Origin of the sequence: Actinacidiphila acididurans (assembly GCF_016918855.1) — a bacterium.
Classification (GTDB): Bacteria; Actinomycetota; Actinomycetes; order Streptomycetales; family Streptomycetaceae; genus Actinacidiphila; species Actinacidiphila acididurans.
Window position 1 is genome coordinate 33165 of record NZ_JADKYB010000006.1, and the last position, 23241, is coordinate 56405.

17 protein-coding genes are annotated in these 23241 nt (G+C 71.1%); 6 read left to right on the top strand and 11 right to left on the bottom strand.

The window, feature by feature from the left end; translation table 11 throughout:
• Positions 1-49: 49 nt before the first annotated feature.
• From ITX44_RS12550 to ITX44_RS12560, 3 genes are all read left to right on the top strand, one after another.
• Positions 50-1639 carry an MFS transporter gene (locus tag ITX44_RS12550; RefSeq protein WP_205357242.1) on the top strand — a complete coding sequence of 530 codons (1590 nt, stop codon included), beginning with the start codon at positions 50-52 and terminating at the stop codon, positions 1637-1639.
• Positions 1636-2277, top strand: coding sequence for a TetR/AcrR family transcriptional regulator (locus ITX44_RS12555; RefSeq protein ID WP_205357243.1), 642 nt, complete (start codon positions 1636-1638; stop codon positions 2275-2277). The genes ITX44_RS12550 and ITX44_RS12555 overlap by 4 nt, the downstream gene beginning before the upstream one ends.
• 317 nt (positions 2278-2594) lie before the next feature.
• Entirely contained in the window at positions 2595-3515 is a 921-nt protein-coding gene (locus tag ITX44_RS12560; RefSeq protein ID WP_372440910.1) for an endonuclease/exonuclease/phosphatase family protein, read from the top strand.
• A gap of 63 nt (positions 3516-3578) precedes the next feature.
• Here the strand turns inward: ITX44_RS12560 and ITX44_RS12565 are convergent, their stop codons facing one another.
• The 6 genes from ITX44_RS12565 to ITX44_RS12590 form a co-directional block, all read right to left on the bottom strand.
• Positions 3579-5339: an NAD+ synthase gene (locus ITX44_RS12565; protein WP_205357245.1), complete on the bottom strand. Its 1761-nt coding sequence runs from the start codon at positions 5337-5339 to the stop codon at positions 3579-3581.
• Positions 5340-5557: 218 nt separating this feature from the next.
• Positions 5558-7198 carry a glycoside hydrolase family 13 protein gene (locus ITX44_RS12570; protein ID WP_307795239.1) on the bottom strand — a complete coding sequence of 547 codons (1641 nt, stop codon included), beginning with the start codon at positions 7196-7198 and terminating at the stop codon, positions 5558-5560.
• A gap of 135 nt (positions 7199-7333) precedes the next feature.
• Positions 7334-8224: a carbohydrate ABC transporter permease gene (locus tag ITX44_RS12575; protein WP_205357247.1), complete on the bottom strand. Its 891-nt coding sequence runs from the start codon at positions 8222-8224 to the stop codon at positions 7334-7336.
• A gap of 13 nt (positions 8225-8237) precedes the next feature.
• Positions 8238-9188, bottom strand: a complete 951-nt coding sequence (locus tag ITX44_RS12580) for a carbohydrate ABC transporter permease (protein ID WP_205357248.1) — start codon at positions 9186-9188, stop codon at positions 8238-8240.
• Positions 9189-9290: 102 nt separating this feature from the next.
• Positions 9291-10691 carry an extracellular solute-binding protein gene (locus ITX44_RS12585; protein WP_205357249.1) on the bottom strand — a complete coding sequence of 467 codons (1401 nt, stop codon included), beginning with the start codon at positions 10689-10691 and terminating at the stop codon, positions 9291-9293.
• A gap of 346 nt (positions 10692-11037) precedes the next feature.
• Positions 11038-12063 carry a LacI family DNA-binding transcriptional regulator gene (locus ITX44_RS12590; protein WP_205357250.1) on the bottom strand — a complete coding sequence of 342 codons (1026 nt, stop codon included), beginning with the start codon at positions 12061-12063 and terminating at the stop codon, positions 11038-11040.
• A gap of 402 nt (positions 12064-12465) precedes the next feature.
• On the opposite strand from ITX44_RS12590, the gene glnA2 reads away from it, so the two are divergent.
• Positions 12466-13827 (top strand): gamma-glutamylpolyamine synthetase GlnA2, encoded by a 1362-nt coding sequence (gene glnA2 / locus ITX44_RS12595; RefSeq protein WP_205357251.1) that lies wholly within the window; start codon positions 12466-12468, stop codon positions 13825-13827.
• A gap of 103 nt (positions 13828-13930) precedes the next feature.
• Entirely contained in the window at positions 13931-14542 is a 612-nt protein-coding gene (locus ITX44_RS12600) for a histone deacetylase (protein WP_205357556.1), read from the top strand.
• A 1-nt stretch (position 14543) separates the two neighbouring features.
• On the opposite strand, the gene ITX44_RS12605 is transcribed toward ITX44_RS12600, so the two are convergent.
• From ITX44_RS12605 to ITX44_RS12615, 3 genes are all read right to left on the bottom strand, one after another.
• A complete protein-coding gene (locus ITX44_RS12605) occupies positions 14544-15566 on the bottom strand; it encodes a TolB-like translocation protein (protein ID WP_236060518.1) in 1023 nt (340 codons plus the stop codon).
• Between the two features lie 64 nt (positions 15567-15630).
• The gene (locus tag ITX44_RS12610; RefSeq protein ID WP_205357253.1) at positions 15631-16914 is read right to left on the bottom strand and encodes an MFS transporter; all 1284 of its coding nucleotides are present in this window, start codon (positions 16912-16914) and stop codon (positions 15631-15633) included.
• A 3-nt stretch (positions 16915-16917) separates the two neighbouring features.
• Positions 16918-17802 (bottom strand): alkaline phosphatase family protein, encoded by an 885-nt coding sequence (locus ITX44_RS12615; protein WP_205357254.1) that lies wholly within the window; start codon positions 17800-17802, stop codon positions 16918-16920.
• Positions 17803-18120: 318 nt separating this feature from the next.
• Here ITX44_RS12615 and ITX44_RS12620 point away from each other — a divergent pair, with 318 nt between their 5' ends.
• On the top strand, positions 18121-21180 hold the full coding sequence (locus ITX44_RS12620; protein ID WP_205357255.1) for a bifunctional [glutamine synthetase] adenylyltransferase/[glutamine synthetase]-adenylyl-L-tyrosine phosphorylase: 3060 nt from the start codon (positions 18121-18123) through the stop codon (positions 21178-21180).
• A gap of 41 nt (positions 21181-21221) precedes the next feature.
• Here ITX44_RS12620 and ITX44_RS12625 read toward each other — a convergent pair whose 3' ends face one another.
• On the bottom strand, positions 21222-22112 hold the full coding sequence (locus ITX44_RS12625) for a phosphatase PAP2 family protein (protein ID WP_205357256.1): 891 nt from the start codon (positions 22110-22112) through the stop codon (positions 21222-21224).
• 43 nt (positions 22113-22155) lie between these two features.
• The gene (locus tag ITX44_RS12630) at positions 22156-23241 is read right to left on the bottom strand and encodes a LacI family DNA-binding transcriptional regulator (protein ID WP_205357257.1); all 1086 of its coding nucleotides are present in this window, start codon (positions 23239-23241) and stop codon (positions 22156-22158) included.

Genomic DNA, 23241 nt, shown 5'->3' on the forward strand with positions numbered 1-23241 from the left:
TTTACGATACGAGACGGCACCGTATCGTTAATCTCCGTACCCTGAAGGCATGGCCGTACCCCAGACTTCCGCCGTCCCCGAGGCGGTACACCGCCGTCGATGGGCGATCCTGGCGACGCTGCTGTTCAGCGTGCTCGTGGTCGTCCTGGACAACTCCATCCTGAATGTGGCGATGAAGACCATCGCCCAGCCCGCCCCCACCGGCCTCGGCGCCTCGCAGAGCGCCCTCGAGTGGGCCATCAACTCCTACACCCTGGTCTTCGCCGGGCTGCTGTTCACCGCCGGCCTGCTGGGTGACCGGCTCGGCCGCAAGAAGGTGCTGCTGGCCGGCATGGTCGTGTTCGGTGCCGGGTCCGCGGCCTCCGCCATGGCGGGCTCGGCCGGCCAGCTCATCGCCTTCCGCGCGGTGATGGGCCTGGGCGGCGCGCTGATCCTGCCCGCCACGCTGGCGATCATCATGAACGTCTTCGAGCGCGACGAGCAGCCCCGCGCCATCGGCATCTGGTCCGGTGTGGTGGGCCTGGCCATCGCGATCGGCCCGATCACCGGTGGCGTGTTGCTCCAGCACTTCTGGTGGGGTTCGGTCTTCCTGGTCAACGTGCCGGTCGTGGTGGCCGGCGTGATCGCGATGATCGTCCTGCTGCCGGAGTCCCGGGACCCCAGGCCCGGCAAGCTCGACCCGGTCGGCGTGCTGCTGTCCATCGCCGGACTGGTGCTGCTGGTCTACGGCATCATCAAGGGCGGTCAGTACGGCGACTTCGGCCGCACCGAGGTGTGGAGCACCACGGTGGGCGGCGCGGTGGTGCTGGCCGCCTTCATCTGGTGGGAAGCGCGCAGCGACCACCCGGCGCTGGACATGTCGTACTTCCGCAAGCGGCAGTTCTCCGCCTCGGTCGCCGCCATAGGCCTGATCTTCTTCGCGCTGATGGGCGTGACCTTCTTCATGGTCTTCTACAACCAGTCCGTGCGTGGCTACAGCGCCCTGGATTCCGGTCTGCTGCTGCTCCCGCTGGCCGCCGGTCAGATGATCTTCGCGCCGCGGGCCCGGCTGCTGGTCGACCGGTTCGGCGCCCGCGCGGTCTGCGTCGGCGGCATGACGCTGACCTCGATATCCTTCCTGGGCTTCGTCGTGATGGGCCGCACCACACCCATCTGGATCATGGAGGTCGCGTTCTTCGTGATGGGCACCGCCATGGCCCACGTGATGCCGCCCGCCACCGTGATGATCATGTCCTCGCTGCCGCGCGAGAAGGCCGGCTCCGGCTCCGCGGTGAACAACACCTTCCGCCAGGTCGGCGGCGCCCTCGGCGTGGCCGTGCTCGGCTCGGTGATGTCGACCCTCTACCGCAACGGCGTCCAGGACCACCTGGGCACGCTGCCGCCCGGCGCCCGGCACTCGGCCGGCGAGTCCATCGAGGCCACCCTGGCGATCGCCGACAAGCTCGGGCCCAAGGGGCAGGCCCTGGTCGGCCCGGCCGACGACGCCTTCATCCACGCCATGCACGTCACCGCGATCAGTTCCGCCGCGGTCGGCCTGGTCGGCGCCCTGGTCACGCTGCTGTACCTTCCGGGCCGGCGGGCCGCCGCCCCCGCTCCCGGCAGCGCGCCCGAGCCGGAGAAGGTGGGTGCCGAGCAGTGACGCAGACGCCCGGTCCGACGGCCGCCCGGCGCGGACGCCCGCGCAGCGCGGCCGTCGACCGCGCGGTCATCGACACAGTGCTGCGCCTGCTCACCGAGGGCACCTCGTTCGCCGACCTGTCGATGGAGAACGTGGCCCGGCAGGCCGGCGTCGGCAAGGCCACCGTCTACCGCCGCTGGCCCGGCAAGGACGCTCTGCTGCTGGACGTGCTCGCCGCCGTCGAGGCGCCGCCCGCCGAACCGGCCGGCCACAGCCTGCGCGAGGACCTGATCGCCAGCATCGAGGCGATCCGCCACCGCACCCTGGCCAAGCAGGAGAACGCGCTGCTGCGCAACATGCTGCTGCACCTGCACAGCAGCCCGGAGCTGTGGCAGCGCTACTACGAGACCGCGATCGTGCCGCGCCGCCGGACGCTGGCCCGGCTGCTGGAGCGCGGAGTCGCCGAGGGCGAACTGCGCCCCGAGATCGCCGAGGACCTGGAACTGGCCATGGACATGGTGGCCGGCCCGGTGCTCTACCGGGCCACCATCCGTCCCGACCTGCTCCAGGACGACACCCTCGCCGAGCGGATCGTGGACTGGTTCCTCCAGGGCGCCCGGCCGCAAGACGGTAAAACGCCGGGCCCGCGGTACGCGTGAAACGCCGGGCCCGCAGCACGCCTGAAACACCCGGCCGTTGGCCCTCCCGCGCCCTGTGACCGTCCTGTCACAGCCCACCCGAACGCAGCACAAACCGGAACCCACCGCCCCCCGCCACCCGTCGCTTCATATGTCGATCCCCTATGGTCGGCAGAGCACCCGGCACGGCAGCGAGGTTCCATATGACCCAAGCGCACGGCAGGACGGACGCGACCGAGAGGACCCCGGACGGTTCCGCCGTGCTGGGCCGGTCCGCCGCCTCCGGGCGGGCGGGCGCCGTGCTGCACGGGTTCCTGCGCTGGTGGCGGCCGGCGGGCATGTGGCGGCGCGGCATCGTGGTGGCCGTCCTGGCGGTGCTGCTGACGCTGCTGCTGTCCTTCCACTCCCACGTGCCGAACCGGATAGGGAACCTCGGCAGCCTGACCGAGACCTTCCTGCCCTGGTCCGGCCTGGTCCTGCCGGTCCTGCTGGTGCTGGCGGTGGTGCGCCGCTCGGCGACCGGACTGATCGCCATAGTGCTGCCGTTCGCGGTGTGGCTGAACCTGTTCGGCGGTCTGCTCACCGACAAGGAGGCGCCCGGCGGCGACCTGACCGTCCTCACCCACAACGTCAACGCCGGCAACCTCGACCCCGACGGCACCGCTCGCGACCTGGTGGTCGCGCACGCCGACATCGTGGCGCTCGAGGAGCTGCCGGAGAGTCAGGCGCCGCGGTACGCCCACGACTTGGCGGCGGCCTACCCGTACCACTCGGTGCAGGGCACGGTCGGCCTGTGGAGCAGGTACCCGATGCACGCGGTGCGGCCGGTGGACATCAGGATGGGCTGGACCCGGGCGATGCGGGCCACGGTGACCACCCCGCACGGCCCGGTCGCGGTATACGTGGCGCACCTGCCGTCGGTACGGGTCACCTTCGACGCCGGCTTCACCGCCGGCCAGCGGGACCGGGCCGCCGACGCGCTCGGCCGGGCGATCGCCGACGAGCCGCTGCACAGCGTGGTGCTGCTCGGCGACCTCAACGGCACCATGAACGACCGCTCGCTGGCCGCCGTCACCTCGCAGATGCGCTCCACCCAGGGCGCGGCGGGCAACGGCATGGGCTTCAGCTGGCCCGCGTCCTTCCCGATGGCCCGGATCGACCAGATCATGGTCAAGGGGATCGAGCCCAGGTCGTCGTGGACCCTGCCCAGGACGGGCAGCGACCACCTGCCGGTCGCCGCCCGCCTGCAACTGCCGTGACCCGCAGGCCCGTACGCCCTACGACCCCGCGCCCTACGACCCCGCGTCGTACGACTCCCCGTCCTACGACCCCTCGCCCTCGCGCCACCGGTTGGTGATCGGCAGCCGGCGGTCCTTGCCGAAGCCCTTGGGGGAGATCTTGGTGCCCGGCGGGTACTGGCGGCGCTTGTACTCGGCGGTGTCGGTGAGCTTGAGCACCCGGGTCACCACCTCGGCCGGGTAGCCGGCCGCCACGATCTGCTCGCGGCCCTGGTCCCGGTCCACGTACAGCTCCAGCACCCGGTCCAGCAGGTCGTAGTCCGGCAGCGAGTCGGTGTCGACCTGGCCGGGCCGCAGCTCCGCACTCGGCGGCTTGCTGATGGAGTTCTCCGGGATCGGCGGGGTCCGGCCGCGGGCGGCCGCGTCGGCGTTGCGCCAGCGGGCCAGGGCGAACACGGTCGTCTTGTAGACGTCCTTGATCGGGCCGTACGCGCCGACCGAGTCGCCGTACAGCGTCGAGTAGCCCACCGCCAGCTCGCTCTTGTTGCCCGGCGCGAGCACGATGTGGCCCTCCTGGTTGGAGATGCCCATCAGGGTCACCCCGCGCAGCCGGGACTGGAGGTTCTCCTCGGCCAGCCCGGTCAGCTCCAGCTCGCCCAGGTAGGCGTCGAACATCGGGGCGATCGGCACGGTGCGGTAGTTCAGCCCGGTGCGGCGGGCGAGTTCGGCGGCGTCGTCGCGGGAGTGGTCCGAGGAGTACGCCGACGGCATCGAGACGCCGTACACGTGCTCGGCGCCGATCGCGTCGCAGGCCAGGGCCGCGACCAGCGCCGAGTCGATGCCGCCGGACAGGCCGATCAGCACCGAGCGGAAGCCGTTCTTGCGGACGTACGCGCGCAGGCCGGTGACCAGGGCGCCGTAGATCTCGGCGGTGTCGCTCAGCCGCTCGGCCTCGACGCCGGTGTACTGCGGCTCGTACGGGTCCACCGGCTGCTCGGAGAGGGTGACGTGGGTGATCTCCAGGCCGTCGTCGACCCGGCCGGTGGGCACCTCGGGGCGGGCCGCGGGCAGCTCCAGGTCCAGCAGCACGCACTCCTGAGTGAACTGCGGGGCGCGGGCGATCACCTCGCCGCGCTCGGAGACCACGATCGAGTCGCCGTCGAAGACCAGCTCGTCCTGGCCGCCGACCATGGCCAGGTACGCCAGGGTGCAGCCGGCCTCCTGGGCGCGCTTGCGGCACAGGTCCAGCCGGGTGTCGTCCTTGTCGCGCTCGTACGGGGACGCGTTGACCGACAGCAGCAGGCCGGCGCCGGCGGTGCGGGCGGCCGGCACCCGGCCGCCGTCCTGCCACAGGTCCTCGCAGATGGCCAGCGCCACGTCGACCCCGCGGACCCGGATCACCGGCATGGTGTCGCCCGGCACGAAGTAGCGGAATTCGTCGAAGACGCCGTAGTTGGGCAGGTGGTGCTTGGCGAACCGCAGTGCGACCTTGCCCTGGTGCAGCACGGCGGCGCAGTTCTGCGGGGCGCCGGCCGGCTGGCCGTACCGCGGCTGCGCGTTCTGGCTGCGGCCCAGGTAGCCGACGACCACGGGCAGGTCGCCCAGCCCCTCGGCGGCCAGCCGCCCGGCCAGCTGCACCAGCGCCGCCCGGCTCGCCTCCACGAAGGACGACCGCAGCGCCAGGTCCTCCACCGGGTAGCCGGTGAGCATCATCTCCGGGAACGCGACCAGGTGCGCCCCCTTCTCGGCGGCGTACCGCGTACGGCGCACCACCTCTTCGCAGTTCCCGGCGATGTCACCGACCGTGGAGTCGACCTGATTCAGGGCAAGGCGTAGTTGAGGCACCCCCTCATTTTATCGTCACAACGACGCGATGTCGCGGTGGTCCCGGTCACGTTCGCGAAGGCGCGTTCGCGAAGGCGCGTTCGCGAAGGCGCGTGCGCGAAGAGGTCACGTTCACGAAGAGGGCACGCCGGCACAGTGGGCGCGCTCACAAAGAGGGCGCCCCCAGCGGATGACCCTCGGCATCCGGTGGGGGCGCGGCTCGGGGAGGAGCGGCGGGATCAGCTGCGCAACCAGACCGCCGTGTCCTGGGGGAGGGTCTGCTCGGCGGTCAGCGGGCCCGAAGCGAGCAGCACGGCGGTGTGCGGCGGGAGGGCGACCGGGTCGGGGCCGAGGTTCACGGCGCAGACGAAGCCGGGGGTGCGGCGGAAGGCCAGGACCGTGGCCGGGGTGTCGAGCCAGGTGAAGGGGCCGTCGCCCAGCCCCGGCTCGGCCGCGCGCGAGCCGATCGCCGACCGGTACAGGGCGAGCATGGAGTCGGGGTCACCGGACTGGAGTTCGGCCGTACGGGCGGCCCAGTCGGCCGGCTGCGGCAGCCACGGCTCGGCCGCCCCGGCCGGGCTGAAGCCGAACGGCGGCGTCGTACCCGACCACGGGATCGGCACCCGGCAGCCGTCGCGGCCCGGGTCGGAGCCGCCGCCGCGCAGGTACATCGGGTCCTGGAGGCGTTCGACGGGGATGTCCTCGACCTCCGGCAGGCCCAGCTCCTCGCCCTGGTAGAGGTAGACCGAACCGGGCAGGGCCAGCGTGAGCAGCGCCGCCGCCCGCGCCCGCCGAGTGCCCTTGGCCAGGTCGGTCGGTATCCCGAACGCCTTGGTGGCGAAGTCGAAACCGGTGTCCTCGCGCCCGTACCGGGTCACCGTCCGCGTCACGTCGTGGTTGCACAGCACCCACGTGGCCGGCGCCCCCACCGGCTCGTGCGCGGCCAGCGTCGTGTCGATCGAGATGCGCAGCCGCTCCGGCTCCCACGGACAGGACAGGAAGTCGAAGTTGAAGGCGGTGTGCATCTCGTCCGGCCGCAGATAGCGGGCGAACCGCTCGGCGTCGGGCATCCACACCTCGCCGACCAGGATCCGCGCCCCCGGGTAGGAGTCGGCGATCCGCCGCCACGAGCGGTAGATGTCGTGCAGGTCGTCGCGGTCCACGTACGGGTGCGGGGCCGCCGGGTCGTCGGTCAGGTCCGGCAGCAGCGGGTCCTTGGTGACCATCGCCGCGGAGTCGATCCGCACCCCGCCCGCGCCCCGGTCGAACCAGAACCGCAGCACGTCCTCGTGCTCCGCCCGTACGTCCGGGTGGTTCCAGTTCAGGTCCGGCTGCTCGGAGTCGAACAGGTTGAGGAACCAGTCGCCGGGCGTCCCGTCGGTATTCGTGGTCCGGGTCCAGGCCGGCCCGCCGAACTGGGACGGCCAGTTGTTCGGCGGCAGTTCGCCGTGCTCGCCGCGCCCGGGCCGGAACCAGAACCGCTCGCGGGCCGGGCTGCCGGGACCGGCCGCCAGCGCCTCGCGGAACCACGGGTGCGCCGCCGAGACATGGTTGGGCACGATGTCGATGATGGTCCTGATACCCAGCGCCAGCGCCTCGGAGATCAGCTTCTCCGCCTCGGCCAGCGTGCCGAACATCGGGTCGATGTCGCGGTAGTCGGCCACGTCGTAGCCGCCGTCGGCCATCGGCGAGGGGTACCAGGGGTTGAACCACAGTGCGTTGACGCCCAGCTCGGCCAGGTACGGCAGCCGGGACCGCACTCCTGCCAGGTCACCGGTGCCGTCGCCGTTGCTGTCGGCGAAGCTGCGCGGATAGACCTGGTAGATGACCGCGCCGCGCCACCAGTTCGCGTCGGCCTCGGGCTGAGGGGTGTCTGCCACGTCAACGTCCTTTCGGGCAGGTGGGACCCCGCCGCCGGCCCCGGATGGCGGGGATGTGGACATGAGGGCCGGCGGCGGAGTGCTTCGGGGTGGTGCTACGGAAGGCTGTCCGGGGTCGCGGCTCAGTCCTTCGGGTCAGCCCTTCAGGCTGCCCGCGGTCAGGCCGGACATGATGTTGCGCTGGAAGAGCAGGAAGATCAGCAGCGTCGGCACGGAGGCGATGGCCAGGCCGGCGATGATCACGTTCTCCGGGATGCCTTGGGAGAGCGAGTTGATGCCGATGTTGATCGGCTGCTTCTTCGGGTCGGGCTCCACCAGCATCGGCCAGAGGAAGTCCTTCCAGACGTTCACCACCGCGAAGATCGACACCACGCCGAGGATCGGGCGGGACATCGGCAGCACGATCGACCACAGGGTGCGCAGCGGGCCGGCGCCGTCGATGGCCGCCGCGTGCATCAAGTCCTCGGGGATCGAGTCGAAGAATCGTTTGAGCAGGAAGATGTTGAAGCCGTTGGCGACCGTGGGCAGCCAGATCGCCCACGGCGTGCCGATCAGGTTGACGTGCAGCACCGGCAGGTCCAGCACGGTCATGTACTGCGGCACCACCAGCACCGCGGCCGGGATCATCAGCGTGGCGAGCATGCCGCCGAGGATCAGCTTGCCGAAGATGGGGCGGAGCTTGGAGATCGCGTACGCGGCCGCCACGTCGAAGATGAGCTGGAACAGCAGCGCGCCGAACGCGTAGTAGAGCGTGTTGAACAGCAGCCGCGGAATGGTGAAATCACTCCAGGCGGTGTGGTAATTCCCCGGCTTCGGATGCTTGGGGAAGTACGTCGGCGGGTTCGCCACCACTTCCGAGGCCGATTTCAGACCGCCGGTCACCATCCAGTACAGCGGTCCGAGGAACACCAGGGTGAACAATACCAGCACCACGGTGAGCACGGTCCGGTAGAGGATTTTTCCCTTGCGTCGGCTGAGCGTGGCCGAGGAAATGAGGGTCCGGTTCTGCGGGGAGTACGTTGCCATCGTCCGTGCCCTCCTAGTCGGCGTTCCGGCTCAGCCGCGTGTACAGACCGGAGAAGACGATCAGCACGAGCAGCAGGAAGAGGCCCAGCGCCGCGGCGCTGCCGAAATTGTTGTAGTTGAACGCGTACTGGTAGACCATGTAGACGACCGTCATCGTGGAGTTCTGCGGGCCGCCCTTGGTGAGCAGGAACACGTTCGTGAATTCCTGCATGGTCGCCACGATCTGCAGCAGCAGCATCAGCGACAGCACCATCCGGGTCTGCGGGATGGTGACGTGCCAGATCTTCCCCAGCAGTCCGGCGCCGTCCAGGTCGGCCGCCTCGTACAGCTCGCCGGGTATGTTCTGCAGCGCCGCCAGATAGATCAGGGTGGCCGCGCCCATGTTCATCCAGGTGGCCGCGATCACCACCGAGATCATCGCGGTGTGCGAGGAGTCCAGCCACTGCGAGGTCGGCAGGTGGAAGAACTTCAGGACGTGATTGAACAGCCCGTAGTCCGGGTTGTAGAAGTACTTGAAGAGCAGGACACCGGCCACCGGTGGCAGCATCACCGGAAGGTACACCAGAATGCGCAGGTACGCCTGCGCGTGCCGCATTTCGTTGAGCACGATCGCCACGACGAACGGCACCGCGAAACCGATCACCAGAGCGTACCCGGTGAATTCGGCGGTGTTCTTCCAGGCGGTCCAGAAATACGGGTCGTGGTAGACCCGGTCCAGGTTCTTGAAGCCGACCCAGGTGGTGACGCCGCGCTTCTTCTCCTGGAAGCTCATGATGAATTCCCGGACCATCGGGTACCAGGAGAACATCAGGAAGCAGAGCACCGCGCCGATCAGGAAGCCGTGGGCCTGGAGGTTGTGCCGCACCTTGCGGCCCAGGCCCGTGCGCGCGGCACCGCCGGCCGGCCCTGACGCCCGACCGGCATGGCGTTTGGTGGTGTTGTCGGGGACGGTCGTCGCCGCCATGGGTGCTCCTCCGCTGAAGGTGGTGCCGGGGTCCGGTGCCGCGCTCGCGGGGCCGGCGCCTCCCCGGTCGGGGCGGCCGGTCCCGCGAGCGCGGCTGGCGTCTTACTGGCTGGCCGCCAGGAGCTGGTTGACCTGCGTCTCGGCGGTGGAGAGCAGCTTGGAGATGTCAGCGCCCTGGTTGGTCAGCACGCCGGACATGACCGAGTCGAGCACGGTGTAGATCTTCTGCGCGTTCGGCGGCTCGGGCACGACCGGGACCTGGGCGTCGACGTAGCTCTTGAAGTTGTCGACCGGCACGGTGGCGCTGGCCTTCTTGGCCGCGGTGTCCTGGTCCTTGGCGCTGCCGGTGAAGAAGAACGGCTGCGGCAGACCGACCGGCAGGCCGTCCGTCTTGTTGCGCGGGTAGTTGAACTGGCCCTTGTTCAGGGTCAGGAACTTGAAGTTGACCCAGGCGATGCCGGCCTTGATCTGGTCCGGGCTGTCCGACTTCTTGAACATGTAGTCGGCGCCGCCGAACAGCGAGGTCTTGCCGCCGGGGATCGGCGCCATGCCGATGTCCTCGAACTTGGCCTTGTACTGCTGGACGACCAGCGGGATGTCGTCGGGCGCGCCCACGTACATGCCGATCTTGCCGGTGCCCATGGCCTTCTGGACGTCGCCCCACTGCAGACCCGGGGTGGCCGGCATGCTCTTGTCGGTCCACCGCATGTCGTGCAGGGTCTGCAGGATGCCCTTGGTCTGGTCGTTGTTGAAGGCGGCCTTCGTGCCGCTCTCGTCGACCGCGCGGCTGCCCTCGCCGTACATCTCGGAGACCAGGTGCCAACCGCCCTGGTTGCCGGCGCTGTTGTCCATGTAGCCGTTGATGCCCTTGGAGCCCAGCTTGTCCTGGATCACCTTGGCGTCCTGCCGGACCTCGTCCCAGGTGGTCGGCGGCTTGTTGGGGTCCAGACCCGCGTCGGAGAAGATCTTGCGGTTGTAGATCAGGCCCATCTGGTAGTTCGAGGTGGGCAGACCGTAGAGCTTGCCGCCGTCCTTGAGGACGTTCATCACACCGGGGTCGATGTACTGCAGGTTCGGCACGGTCTTGTCGTTGACGTACGCGGAGATGTCCGCGGCCTGACCGGCGTCCAGCACCTGCTGTAGGTCGGTCATGTACGTGTAGAACGTGTCGGTCTCACTGCCGGCCTGGAGCTGCGCGGTGAACTTGGCCGGGTCCTCGCAGGGGAACGCGTCCTTGCTCTTCACAGTGACGTTCGGGTACGTCTTGTTGAACTCGGCCACGTCGTCGATCCACTGCTGGCGCTCGGCCTTCTTGGTGGTCGGCGGCTCGCAGTCGACCGCGATGGACACCTTGGTCTTCGGGTCCAACGGGGTTCCGGCGGTGGCGCTGCTGGACTTGCTCCCGGAGTCGTCCTTCTTGCTGCTGGAGCACGCGGCACCGGTGAGCCCGATGCCGGCGACCAGAGCGACTGCCACCAGTCTGCGGTAGCCGATTCTGCTCATGATCAAACCCTTCCCCTGAACCACTGCGCGTCGTTGGACTGCGATCTGGGACTCCGGCAACGTACTTAACCTGATAGATGTCCGCAAGATGTCGCGCGAATTTCGCAAAGACACGACTCGGTCACGACGGGGCTGTTGCAGGTCGCACGCAACAACGCCGGTGCGGGCGGCAGCGTCCGGCACCGGCGTCATTGTGGCCCGAGCGACCCCAGGGGCGCGGGTGGTGTGCGGGTTTTCGGGCATGCCGCAGGGCCGGCGCCCCCGTTGGTGCGCCGGCTCGTGTTCCTGCCGCTGGTCGTGCTGTTGTCGTGCCGCTGGTTCGGGGTACGGGCGCCGGCCCGGCGGGTCAGGCGCCCGTGCGCGCCTCCGGGTGCGGGATGCGGGCCGGGTGCGGGGCCGGTCCGGTGGAGCCGCGCACCACCAACTCCGGCTCGAAGAACAGCTCGTCGTGGTCCACCGAGGCCCCGCTGATCTCACCGGCCAGCAGGTCCACCGCGGCGCGGCCCATCGCCTCGATCGGCTGGCGGACCGTGGTCAGCGGCGGCTCGGTGCAGTTCATCAGCGACGAGTCGTCGTACCCGATGACCGACACGTCCTCCGGCACCGACAGCCGGCGGCGCCGCGCGGCCCGGATGGAGCCCAGGGCCAGCAGGTCGGAGGCGCAGATGAACGCGGTGATGCCGCGCGACAGCAGCCGGCTGGCCGCGGCCTGGCCACCCTCCAGGGTGAACAGCGCGTGCTCCACGGTCACCGAAGGGTCGACCCGGCGCGCGGCGGCCAGCTTGCGGCGCGAGGGCACGTGGTCCGGCGGGCCCAGCACCAGCGCGATCCGCTGGTGGCCGAGCGAGATCAGGTGGTTCATCGCCTGCTCGACGGCCACCGCGTCGTCGCAGGAGACCCGGGGGAAGTCCAGGTGGTCGATGGCCGCGTTCATCAGCACGGTCGGCAGGTTGCGCTCGGCCAGCCGCGCGTAGTGGTCGTGCGGGGACTCGGCCTGCGCGTACAGGCCGCCGAAGAAGACCACGCCGGAGACGTGCTGCTGGAGCAGCAACTCCACGTAATCGGCCTCGGAGACCCCGCCCGCGGTCTGGGTGCACAGCACGGGCGTGAAACCCTGCTGGGCCAGCGCACCGCCGACCACTTCCGCGAAAGCCGGGAAAATCGGGTTCTGCAACTCGGGCATGACCATGCCGACCAGCCGGGCGCGTTCACCGCGGAGCTGCGTGGGCCGTTCGTATCCGAGCACGTCAAGGGCGGTGAGGACGGCGGCGCGAGTTGCATCGGAGACGCCTGGTTTCCCGTTCAGCACCCGGCTGACGGTGGCCTCGCTCACCCCGACCTTCTTCGCCACCTCGGCAAGTCGTCGTGTCATGGCGTCGATTCTAGTACAGGTGGCGCAAGTTTTTTGCGGTCCGTTTGCGGATTCTCTGCAAGTCATCCTTTTTTTGCGAAACAGTATCGATATATTGCCGAAACCGGTTGGCTACAGCCGGAGTTGTGTCGGCGCCGACTGCCCCCGGGGCGGCGGCGCCGACCGGCGTGCGACCGAAGCGCGACCGGCGCGGGACCGGCGTACGACCGGCGGGTGACAGGCGCTCGCGGCGCGACGCCCATGACCGGCAGTATGGGGGTGAGCAGCGCCACGGGGAGCCGACGCCCGCCGGCTCCTTGCCGGCAACGAGGGCGAAATCGTGTGGTGCAATGCTGCTCAAGATCCCCCCTGTTGTCGCTGCGGCGGGGGACCGAGGTGCCTGACCGGCAAGGATGGATGGATATGGACAAGCAGCAGGAGTTCGTGCTCCGCACCCTGGAGGAGCGGGACATCCGCTTCGTACGGCTGTGGTTCACCGACGTGCTCGGCTATCTGAAGTCGGTCGCCGTGGCCCCCGCCGAGCTCGAACAGGCCTTTGACGAGGGCATCGGCTTCGACGGCTCGGCCATCGAGGGCTTCGCCCGGGTCTACGAGTCCGACATGATCGCCAAGCCCGACCCCAGCACCTTCCAGGTGCTCCCCTGGCGCGCGGAGGCCCCCGGCACCGCCCGGATGTTCTGCGACATCCTGATGCCCGACGGCTCGCCGTCGTACGCCGACCCGCGCTACGTGCTCAAGCGGGCGCTGGCCAAGACCTCCGACCTGGGGTTCACCTTCTACACCCACCCCGAGATCGAGTTCTTCCTGCTGCGGGACAAGCCGCTGGACGGCTCCGCGCCCACCCCGGCCGACAACTCCGGCTACTTCGACCACACCCCGCAGAACGTCGGCATGGACTTCCGCCGCACCGCCATCACCATGCTGGAGTCGATGGGCATCTCGGTGGAGTTCTCCCACCACGAGGGCGCGCCCGGCCAGCAGGAGATCGACCTGCGGTACGCCGACGCGCTGTCCACCGCCGACAACATCATGACCTTCCGGCTGGTGATGAAGCAGGTGGCCCTGGAGCAGGGCGTGCACGCCACCTTCATGCCCAAGCCGTTCTCGGAGTTCCCCGGCTCCGGGATGCACTCGCACCTGTCGCTGTTCGAGGGCGACCGCAACGCCTTCTACGAGTCCGGCTCGGAGTTCCAGCTCTCCAAGGTGGGCCGCTCCTTCATCGCGGGCCTGCTCAAGCACGCCGGCGAGATCTCCGCGGTCACCAACCAGTGGGTCAACTCCTACAAGCGGATCTGGGGCGGCTCCCAGCGCACCGCGGGCGCCGGCGGCGAGGCCCCCTCGTACATCTGCTGGGGCCACAACAACCGCTCGGCCCTCATCCGGGTCCCCATGTACAAGCCCGGCAAGACCGGCTCCACCCGGATCGAGGTCCGCTCCCTGGACTCCGGCGCCAACCCCTACCTCGCCTACGCGGTCCTGCTCGCCGCCGGCATGAAGGGCATCCAGGAGGGCTACGAACTCCCCGCCGGCGCCGACGACGACGTCTGGGCCCTGTCCGACGCCGAACGCCGCGCCCTGGGCATCGAGCCCCTCCCCCAGAACCTCGGCGAGGCCATCGACCTCATGCAGCGCAGCGAACTGGTCGCCGAAACCCTCGGCGAACACGTCTTCGACTTCTTCCTGCGCAACAAGAAGCAGGAATGGGAGGAGTACCGCTCCGAGGTCACCGCCTTCGAGCTGCGCAAGAACCTGCCGAACCTGTAGGCAGGGCCGTCCCGCGCCGCCCCCGCGGGTCGGGGGCGGGCGGCGGGGGCGGGTGAGGGACAGTGGATCGGTGCGGGTCTGGTACGTGGCCTACGGGTCGAACATGCATGCCGCCCGGCTGGCCTGTTATCTGGCGGGCGGGCGGCCGGCCGGGGGCGGCAGGGCGTATCCGGGGTGCCGGGACGCGCGGCCGCCGCGGGGGGCGATGGGGCTGGAACTGCCCGGGGCGCTCTATTTCGCCACGCGCTCCCCGGTGTGGGGCGGCGGGCGGGCCTTCTACGACCCCGCGGCGGCCGGGAAGGTGCTGGCCCGCGCCCACCTGATCACCGCCGGGCAGTTCGCCGACCTCGCCGCCCAGGAGATGTACGCGGCACCCGGGACCGACCTGGACCTCACCGAGGCTCTGGAGACCGGGCGCCAGGTGCTCGGCCCCGGCCGCTACCAGACGCTGGTGTGCCCCGGCCGCCGCGAGGGCCACCCGCTGCTCACCCTCACCGCGCCCTGGCGCATGTCCGAGGTCGACCTCGTGCCGCCCTCCCGCCCGTACCTGCGGCACCTGGTCGCCGGTCTGCTGGAGGCCGGCGACTGGGACCCGGCGGCCATCGCCCGCTACCTGGCCCGCTGCCCCGGCGCAGCGGGCCACTGGAGCGAACGGCAGGTGCGGGCGATGGCCGGCCATGAGCAGCCGCCCCCGCCGGTGAGTCGGCCGCGGTGAGTCAGCCGAGCCAGGCCGGTGCCAGGGCCGACGCGGTGAGCAGCCGCGGCGCCCCCGAGCCGTCCGCCGGGACCGTGTAGAGGTCGGACCCGTAGTCACCGGGGAGCGAGTACACCAGCGTCGAGTCGTCCGACCAGACGGCCTGGTCGTCGACGTTGCGGTGCTCGGCCACCGGATGCTCCCGCATGGTCGCCAGATCGAGCACGTACAGCCGCCAGGGCGCGTCGGGGGACGCCCCGGCCACCCGCTTCTTGAAGGCGATCCGGGTGCCGTCGGGCGACAGCGACGGGCACTCCACGTTGGTCCGCAGCGTGACGGCCGTCTTCGTGGTCACGTCCCCGTGGATGAGGTACGTGTGCCCGCCGGTGGCCATGGTCGCGTAGAAGTGCCGGTCGTCGGCGAAGGTGACCCCCCAGAAGTTGACGTCGGCGGCCCGTACCCGCTTGCCGTCCCGGTCGACCGCGTAGTCCTCCAGAGTGGACTGGAGCTCCCCGGTGCGGGCGTCGAGGATCGAGGTGCGGGTGGAGAAGTCGGTGCCCGCGTACGAGTCCCCGCCGACGAACACCGTCCAGGCGACCATCCGGCCGCTGGGGGACACCCGGGCCCGGGTGGGGATACCGGCCAGGTCGACGTGCCGGACCTCGTGCAGCCCGGCGTCCAGGACGATCGCCCGGTAGCTGTCGGTGACCGCCCCGCGCTCAGCCTGGAGGCAGATCCCGGTGCCGCCGGCGGCATAGAACCGCAGGCACTTGACACCGGAAGCGGTGCGCGGGCCGTTCGGGGCGTTGGCGGGCACCGTGGTCAGCTCGTCGCGGTGCGGGCCCCACGCCATCGAGCGGAAGACGATCCGGTGCGGTCCCGAGGCGGCCAGCGAGACCGTACCGGAGCGCACCGCGGGCCCGCCCGCCTGGACCTGGTTCTTCCGGTCGGCCCGGTCCGCGGCCCGCCACACCGACACCCCGGCCACGCAGGCCAGGACCAGGACGGCGGCGACGAGGACCAGCAGCTTGCCGCGGTTGCCCAGGCCGGCCGGGCCGGTGGACACCTCCCCGGTCTCGCCGCCGAACACCTCCCCGGCCTCGGTCGTGTCAGCCATCGGCTCCCCTCCTTGCTCCGCTTTGCGAGGCCGGCCGCAGCCGCAGCGACAGCGCCACACTCACCATCAGCGCCAGCGCCGCACCGGTCAGCGCGGAGCGGTCGCCCCACGCCGTCCACGCCGCGCCGAACGCGAGCGAGCAGACGAACCGGGCCGCCGCCTGGCCGGTCTGCACCAGGGCCAGGCCGCTGGACCGCAGCGCCGCCGGTACGGAACCGGTCGCCGCCGCCATCAGCACGCCGTCGGTGGCGGCGTAGAAGGTGCCGTGCAGGGCCAGCACCAGGTACGGCAGTACGCCGGCCCGCAGGTGGGACAGCATCAGGCCGTACGCCACCAGCAGCGCGAAGTGGCCGCCGACGAACACCCGCCAGCGGCCCACCCGGTCGGCCCAGCGGCCCAGCGGCACCGCCAGCAGCAGGAAGGCCGCCGCGGTGCCCAGCGGCAGCAGCGCGAACCAGCGGTCGGGCACGCCGAGCCGCCGCTGGAGCATCAGGTAGACGAAGGAATCGCTCACCGTGGCCAGACCCAGCGCCACCGCGCACAGGGTCAGACCGCGCAGCTCGCGGCGGCCGAGCAGGCCCACCGCCGCCCGCAGGGAAGGGCGTTGCGCGGACTGCTTCGAGGTGTCCGGGCCGGTCGCGCGGGACGGCACGAACAGCACCAGGACCAGCACGCCCAGCACGGCCACGCAGAAACTCACCGTGAACACCGCGTGATAGCCCTCGGCGGCCCGGCGCAGGATCAGGAAAGCGACCAGCGGGCCCAGCAGCGCGCCCGCGGTGTCCATCGCCCGGTGCACCCCGAACGCCCGGCCGCGGTTCTCCTCGGTGGCGGACAGCGAGATCATCGCGTCCCGGGGCGCGGTGCGCAGCCCCTTGCCGGTGCGGTCGACGGCGAGCACCGCGCCGATCAGCGGCAGGGTCTGCACGACCAGCAGCAGGGGCTTGCACAGGGCGGACAGGCCGTAGCCCAGGGCGGCCACCTGCTTGTGCCGGCCGCCGCGGTCGGCGAGATGGCCGCCGACCAGCCGGACCAGGGCACTGAAGCCGTTGTAGACGCCGTCGAGCAGACCGAAGCCGAGCGGGGACAGTCCCAGCCCGGTGACCAGGTAGAGCGGCAGCACGGCGGTGACCATCTCCGAGGAGACGTCGGTGATCAGGCTCACCGCGCCGAGCGCGAGCACCGTGTGGGTGACAGCCGACCGCCCGGGGAACATGCCCCGGGCGGTCGGAGCGGTCACCACGGGCGTACTGCCGCGGCTCTCGCTGACGTACATGTGTCAGCCGGCCCAGATCCCGGTGATGTCGGACGCGGACGCGGCCTGGCCCGCGTGCGTCGAGGTGCCCGCGAGGTCCTCGAGCGTACGGAGCAGGTTGTAGTGGTTGTACGTGGTGGCCGACGAGCTGCCCGCGGTGACGGGCTGGCCGTAGAGGACGGTCGGGATGCGGTTGCCGCTCAGGCTGTTGTCCTCGTCGAAGGTGACAACGAGCAGGCTGTTGTGGGTCTTGGCCCAGGTGGCGTACGCCCCCAGGTTGTTCTTGATCCAGGTGTCACCCGTGGACACCGAGCAGTCGTGCATGTCGCTGCACAGGTTCGGGGTCACGAAGGACATCTTCGGCAGCGTGGTGAAGTCGGTCGGGAACTGCGCGAAGGTCTTGGCGGTCGAGGTCGGCACGTTCTTGAAGCCGAACCACGGGTTGTGCTTCTGGGCGTAGTTGCCGCTCTTGCAGGTCGTCGAGCCCTGGCTGGGCAGGGACTCGTTGTAGCTGCCCCACGTGCCGCCGGCCGCGATCACCTCGGAGCCGAGGTTGGCGGCCGAGCTGAAGCCGGGGGTGATGCAGCTGTCGTCCGTGATGCCCTGGGTCGCGCCCGAGAACAGGGCGTAGTAGTTGGGCTGGCTCGGGTGGGTGATGGCGAAGCTCTGCGTCAGGTTGGCGCCGCCGGCCTTCAGCGTGTTGTTGATGTACGGCGCGCTGGAGCTGCCGATGACCTGGCTGTAGGCGTGGTTCTCCATGACCACCACGACGGTGTGGTCCGGGGTGGGTACGGGACCGGCGGCGTGGGCCTGGCTGCCCAGGCCGGCCCAGAGCCCTGCGGACGCGGCGACGAGACCGATCGTGGCGGTGACAGCGGTACGGCGACGGATCGAATTCCAGCCGAACACGGAGACCTCCGGTGGGTTGGCGTTTGGCGGTGCGAAGCTTTCCCCCTGCGGGGCCCTGGTCTCGGGCCTGGTCGCGGGCCTGGTCCGGGCCCTGACCGGTGCGGCCTTGCGGCCTGGGCCTGCTGGTTCACTTAAATGTGCATGCCAAAAGCTAGGTTCCCGGTGGATGTGGCGGCACCTGCCCCCGGTGAACTCCCGAGAAACCCCTGGCGCCGCACGGTCATCGAGCCGTTGCGCTGCGTTGCCGTGCTGGTTCCTGAGGGGCGCCGCTGCCTGGCGGACGGCTAACGTGGGGAGGACGTGGAGGCGGGAGTGGAGATGACGTTGCCGCAGGGGCGTCGCAGCAGTACGTTCACGCGGTTGTTGCGGCACGGGTTCACGGATCCCGCGGCGGCCGAGCGGCTGCTGGAGCAGCCGGAGCTCGCGGGGGTGCGGGGGGACCCGGTGCTGCTGGACGCGCTGGGGGCGACGGCGGACCCGGATCAGGCGCTGCACGGGCTGGTGCGGCTGGCCGAGGCGCTGGGGGACGGGGAGCGACGCGCGCTGCTGGACACGCTGACCAGCGCGAAGCCGCTGCGGGACCGGCTGCTGGGGGTGCTCGGCGCCTCCGAGGCGCTGGCCGACCATCTGGCCCGGCACCCGAGGGACTGGCACGCGCTGGTCACGTACGACTCCGACGACCTGCATCCTGGGGTCGCGCACTTCGAGCGCGGGCTGCGCGACGCGCGGACCCCGGACACGCTGCGCGCCGCCTACCGCCGAAGCCTGCTCGGCATCGCGGCCCGCGACGTGTGCGGCACGAGCGACCTGGTCCGTACGGCCGCCGAGCTGGCCGATCTGGCCACCGCCACGCTGCGGGCGGCGCTGGCCATCGCCGAGGCCGAGCAGCCGCAGGACGCCGCGGCCTGCCGGCTCGCCGTCATCGGGATGGGCAAGTGCGGCGGCCACGAGCTGAACTACGTCTCCGACGTGGACGTGATCTTCGTCGCCGAGGTCCCGGAGCCCCCGGAGAGCCCGGACGGGCAGGAGCCCGCGCGGGACGAGGGGGCGGCCGTGCAGGCCGCGACCCGGCTGGCCGCCCGCATGATGCGGGTCTGCTCCGACACCACCGCCGAGGGCACCATCTGGCCGGTGGACGCGAACCTGCGCCCCGAGGGCAAGAACGGCCCCCTGGTGCGCACCCTGTGCAGCCACCTCGCGTACTACAAGCGGTGGGCCAAGACCTGGGAGTTCCAGGCGCTGCTCAAGGCCCGCCCGGTCGCGGGGGACGCCGCGCTCGGCGAGGAGTACGTCGCCGCGATCCGCCCCATGGTCTGGCAGGCCGCCGACCGCGAGCACTTCGTCACCGACGTGCAGCAGATGCGCCGCCGGGTGGTGGAGAACATCCCCGTCGCCCAGGTGGACCGCGAGCTGAAGCTCGGGCCCGGCGGTCTGCGCGACGTGGAGTTCGCCGTCCAGCTCCTCCAGCTCGTGCACGGCCGTACCGACTCCTCGCTGCGCAGCGCCACCACCCTGACGGCGCTGGCCGAGCTGGCCGCCGGCGGCTACGTGGGCCGGGCCGACGCCGCCGCCCTGGACGACGCCTACCGCTTCCTGCGCCTGATGGAGCACCGCATCCAGTTGCAGCGGATGCGCCGCACCCACCTGGTGCCGCAGGACGAGGCGTCGCTGCGCCGGCTCGGCCGGGGCCTGGGACTGCGGGCCGAACCTGTGGCCGAGCTGAACCGGGAGTGGAAGCGGCACGCCATGGAGGTGCGGCGGCTGCACGAGAAGCTGTTCTACCGGCCGCTGCTGGACGCGGTGGCGCAGCTCGGCGGCGAGACCCGGCTGAGCACGGACGCGGCCCTGGTCCGGCTCCAGGCCCTCGGCTACGCCGACCCGGCCGCCGCGATGCGCCACCTGGAGGCGCTGGCCAGTGGCGTCACCCGCAAGGCGGCCATCCAGCGCACCCTGCTGCCGGTGCTGCTCGGCTGGTTCGCCGACTCCGCCGACCCCGACGCCGGCCTGCTGAACTTCCGCAAGGTCTCCGACGCGCTCGGCCGCACCCCCTGGTACCTGCGGCTGCTGCGCGACGAGGGCGCGGCCGCCCAGCGGCTGGCCCGGGTACTGTCCGCCGGCCGGCTCGCCCCCGACCTGCTGATGCGCGCCCCCGAGGCGGTCGCCATGCTCGGCGCGCCCGACGGCCTGACTCCGCGCGACCCCACCGCCCTGGAGCAGGAGGTGCTGGCCGCGGCCGGCCGCGGCCAGACCCCCGAGCAGGCCATCGCCGCGGTACGCGGGGTACGCCGCCGTGAGCTGTTCCGTACCACCGCCGGCGACCTCATCGACACCTTCGGCGACGACGGCGGGGACACCTCCCCGGCGGCCGGCGAGGACATCGGCGGCGGCCCGCTGAGCCCGTCCCTGCTGGTCGACCGGGTCGGCGCCGCGGTGTACGCGCTCACCGCCGCGACTCTCGCCGGGGCGCTGCGGGCCGCGGTCAACGCCGTGACCGACAACGACGCCTACCGGCTGCCCACCCGCTTCGCCGTCATCGGCATGGGCCGCCTCGGCGGCCGCGAGCTCGGCTACGGCTCCGACGCCGACGTGATGTTCGTGCACGAGCCGCTGGAGGGCGCCGACCCCGGCGAGGCGGGCCGGGCCGCGCTCGCCGTCGCCAACGAGATGCGCCGCCTGCTCCAGATCCCGACCGTCGATCCGCCGCTGCTGGTGGACGCCGACCTGCGCCCGGAGGGCAAGAGCGGGCCGCTGGTGCGCACCCTGGCGTCGTACGAGGCGTACTACCGGCGCTGGTCGCTGGTCTGGGAGAGCCAGGCGCTGCTGCGGGCCGCCCCGGTGGCCGGCGACCAGGGGCTGGGGGAGCGGTTCACCGCGCTGATCGACCCGCTGCGCTACCCCGAACGCGGTCTGTCGGCCGAGGACGTCCGGGAGATACGGCGGCTGAAGGCCCGGATGGAGTCCGAGCGGATGCCGCGCGGCGCCGACCGGACCATCCACGCCAAGCTGGGCCGCGGCGGCCTGTCCGACATCGAGTGGACGATCCAGCTGCTCCAGCTCCAGCACGCCGCCCGGCTGCCGTCGCTGCGCACCACCGGCACCCGGCAGGCGCTCGCCGCGGCCTGCGAGGAGGGCCTGCTGAGCGCGTCCGACACGGCCGTCCTGGACGAGGCGTGGGTGCTGGCCACCCGGGTGCGCAACGCGGTGATGCTGGTCCGCGGCCGGCCCGGCGACACCTTCCCCGGCGAGACCCGCGAGCTGGCGGCGGTCGCCCGCTACCTCGGCCACCCGGCCGGCCACGTCGGCGACATGCTGGAGGACTACCGCCGCCGCACCCGCCGGGCCCGGGCCGTGGTGGAGCGGATCTTCTACGAGGGGTGAGAGCCGTTACGCGTGCTACCGGCGGCGCCCGGCAGGTACCGCTACTTCACCGGCAGCGGCTCGGCCGCCCGCGGCAGCCGGTACACCCACCGCCCGTACAGCAGGTACGCCACGGTGTAGCCGACGGCCAGGCACAGCGCCCCGCCGGCCGCGTCCATCCAGAAGTGGTTGCCGGTGGAGACGATCACCAGCAGGGTCGCCACCGGGTACAGACCGCCCAGGATCTTCGCCCACAGCGGCCTGGCCAGCGTCACCAGGGTGATGCCGCACCACAGCGACCAGCCGATGTGCATCGACGGCATCGCCGCGAACTGGTTGGACACGTGCGACAGGCTGCCCTGGGACATCGAGCCCCAGGTGTTGTGGACCTTCACCGTGTCGATGAAGTGCCCGTTGGTCATCAGCCGCGGGGGCGCGAGCGGGTAGGCGTAGAAGCCGACCAGGGCCAGCCAGGTGGTGACGAACAGCACCAGCCGGGCCGGCCCGTACCGCCCGGGATGGCGCAGGTACAGCCAGACGAGCACACCGATCGTGATGATGAAGTGCAACGTGGCGTAGTAGTAGTTCATCCCCACGATCAGCCAGTCCACGGAGTTCATCGCGTGGTTGACCGAGCGCTCCACGTCCAGGCCCAGGTGGCCCTCGAAGGACCAGACGGACTTGGCGTGCTTCAGGGCGGTCGACTGCTGCTCCGGGACCGCGTTGCGCACCAGTGAGTACAGCCAGTAGCTCGCGCCGATCAGCAGGATCTCGAACCACAGGCGGGGGTTGCGCGGGGTGCGGAGCCGCGCGAGCAGCGTGGACTTCTCCTCCGTCCGGGTCACGCCGGTAGCTCCCTCGGTGCCGGAGCCGGCGTCGGTTCCGGCGGTTCGGGCGGAGCGCGACGCGGCGGCCGAACGGCCATTCATCGTCTTTGCGGTCAGTTCCCCCATGGCATACCAGTCTGCCAGACGTACGCTGCCGTTTCGATCAGGTTCAGGTCGAGTCCGACACGCCCGGGGTCCTCCGATCGGCGGGCCGCGGCGCCGCCGGCGGGGTGTTCCGGCCGTCCGGCGCGGCCGCCGTCGAGCCCCTGACCACGAGCTCCGGCATGAACACGAACTCGCTGTGCGGGGCCGGGGTGCCGCCGATCTCCTCCAGCAGCGCGTTGACCGCCGCCTGGCTCATCGCGGCCACGGGCTGCCGGATCGTGGTCAGCGGGGGGTCGGTGAAGGCGATCAGGGGCGAGTCGTCGTACCCCACCACCGACACGTCACCCGGCACCGAGAAGCCCTGCTGGCGGGCGGCCCGCACGGCGCCGAGCGCCATCATGTCGGAGGCGCAGACCACCGCCGTGCAGCCCGCGGAGATCAGCGCGGCGGCCGCCGCCTGACCACCCTCAAGGGTGTACAGGGAGTGCTGGACCAGGGTCTGCGCCTCCTGTTCGGGCATGCCCAGCACGTCGCTCATCGAGGCGAGGAAGCCCTCGATCTTGCGCAGCACCGGGACGAAACGCTTCTGCCCCACCGCGAGCCCGATTCTGCGGTGCCCGAGTGCCGCCAGATGGGTGACGGCCAGCCGGACCGCGCCCCGGTCGTCCGGTGAGACGAACGGGGCGTCGATCTTCTCCGAGAAGCCGTTGATGAGCACGAAGGGCACGCCCTGGCCGCGCAGCCGGTCGTACCGCTCGGTGTCGGCGGTGGAGTCCGCGTGCAGCCCGGAGACGAAGATGATGCCCGCGACCCCCCGCTCGACCAGCATCTCCACCAGCTCGTCCTCGGTGGAGCCGCCGGGCGTCTGGGTGGCCAGCACCGGGGTGTAGCCCTGCCGGGTGAGTGCCTGTCCGATGATCTGGGCGAACGCCGGGAAGATCGGGTTCTCCAGCTCCGGGGTGATCAGCCCGACCAGGCCCGCGCTGCGCTGCCGCAGCCGCACCGGCCGCTCGTACCCGAGCAGGTCCAGCGCGGCCAGCACCGATTCGCGGGTGGACGCGGAGACCCCCGGCTTGCCGTTGAGCACGCGGCTGACCGTCGCTTCACTGACCCCCGCCTGGGCTGCGATGTCAGCGAGCCGCGCGGTCAC

Bases quoted from the DNA above. Each gene is read 5' to 3' on its own strand.
- ITX44_RS12550 (WP_205357242.1), top strand. From the start codon at position 50: ATGGCCGTACCCCAGACTTCCGCCGTCCCCGAGGCGGTACACCGCCGT.
- ITX44_RS12560 (WP_372440910.1), top strand. From the start codon at position 2,595: ATGTGGCGGCGCGGCATCGTGGTGGCCGTCCTGGCGGTGCTGCTGACG.
- ITX44_RS12575 (WP_205357247.1), bottom strand. From the start codon at position 8,224: ATGGCAACGTACTCCCCGCAGAACCGGACCCTCATTTCCTCGGCCACG.
- ITX44_RS12580 (WP_205357248.1), bottom strand. From the start codon at position 9,188: ATGGCGGCGACGACCGTCCCCGACAACACCACCAAACGCCATGCCGGT.
- ITX44_RS12585 (WP_205357249.1), bottom strand. From the start codon at position 10,691: ATGAGCAGAATCGGCTACCGCAGACTGGTGGCAGTCGCTCTGGTCGCC.
- ITX44_RS12590 (WP_205357250.1), bottom strand. From the start codon at position 12,063: ATGACACGACGACTTGCCGAGGTGGCGAAGAAGGTCGGGGTGAGCGAG.
- glnA2 (WP_205357251.1), top strand. From the start codon at position 12,466: ATGGACAAGCAGCAGGAGTTCGTGCTCCGCACCCTGGAGGAGCGGGAC.
- ITX44_RS12600 (WP_205357556.1), top strand. From the start codon at position 13,931: ATGCATGCCGCCCGGCTGGCCTGTTATCTGGCGGGCGGGCGGCCGGCC.
- ITX44_RS12610 (WP_205357253.1), bottom strand. From the start codon at position 16,914: ATGTACGTCAGCGAGAGCCGCGGCAGTACGCCCGTGGTGACCGCTCCG.
- ITX44_RS12620 (WP_205357255.1), top strand. From the start codon at position 18,121: ATGACGTTGCCGCAGGGGCGTCGCAGCAGTACGTTCACGCGGTTGTTG.
- ITX44_RS12625 (WP_205357256.1), bottom strand. From the start codon at position 22,112: ATGGGGGAACTGACCGCAAAGACGATGAATGGCCGTTCGGCCGCCGCG.